Origin of the sequence: Mesorhizobium sp. M7A.F.Ca.CA.004.12.1.1 (assembly GCF_003997835.1) — a bacterium.
Classification (GTDB): Bacteria; Pseudomonadota; Alphaproteobacteria; order Rhizobiales; family Rhizobiaceae; genus Mesorhizobium.
The window spans coordinates 1-746 of sequence record NZ_RZRK01001382.1 but is presented as its reverse complement, the minus strand read 5'-3'; the positions used below and the strand labels follow the sequence as shown (position 1 = coordinate 746).

Genomic DNA, 746 nt, shown 5'->3' with positions numbered 1-746 from the left:
GGGCTTTCCAGCCTGACGGCGCATGAGGGCGGCGGCTTCACGCTGTCCAATTACAGCCAGTTCTTCACCAACCCTTCCTACTGGCAGGCGATGGTGAACTCACTGCAGGTCACCGCGATCGTCACCGTGGTCTCGGTGCTGCTCGCCTATCCCTTTGCCTGGATCCTCGCCGAACAGGTGCCGGAACGCTGGCAGCGGCTGGCGCTGATGCTGGCGGTGCTGCCGTTCTGGACATCCTATGTCGTGCGCTCCTATTCCTGGCTGCTGGTGCTGGCGCAGAACGGCGTCGTCAACCGGGCGCTGACCGGCTCTGGCCTGATCAGCGAGCCGCTGCAACTCGCCAACACGCGTTTCGCCACCGTCACCGGCTTCGTGCATTTCTTCGTCATGCTGTTGACGCTGACCATCTTTGCCAACCTCAAGCAGTTGAGCCCGAGCTACCGCAAGGCGGCCGCCGATCTCGGCGCCGGGCCGGTGCGCACCTTCCTGCATATCGTGCTGCCGCTGACCTTGCCCGGCATCATGGTCGGCGCCTTCCTGACCTTCGTGCTGTGCATCGGCGATTACATCACGCCGCAGATCCTGGGCGGCAACAACGAGCTGCTGATGCCGCAACTGGTGATGATGCAGATCGGCCGGCGCGGCGATTTCCCGCTGGCCTCGGCGCTGTCGATTATCCTGATGGCGGTGGTCACATCAGCCTACCTCGCCTGCGCGCGCTGGCTGAAGATCGAGCGGGCCTGAGA

At 64.1% G+C, this 746-nt stretch carries 1 protein-coding gene; it reads left to right on the top strand.

Going from position 1 to position 746, the window contains the following annotated elements; translation table 11 throughout:
* Nucleotides 1-744 (top strand): ABC transporter permease (locus EN984_RS36530; protein ID WP_164766014.1); only part of this gene is annotated, 744 nt, incomplete at its 5' end.
* Nucleotides 745-746: the final 2 nt, after the last annotated feature.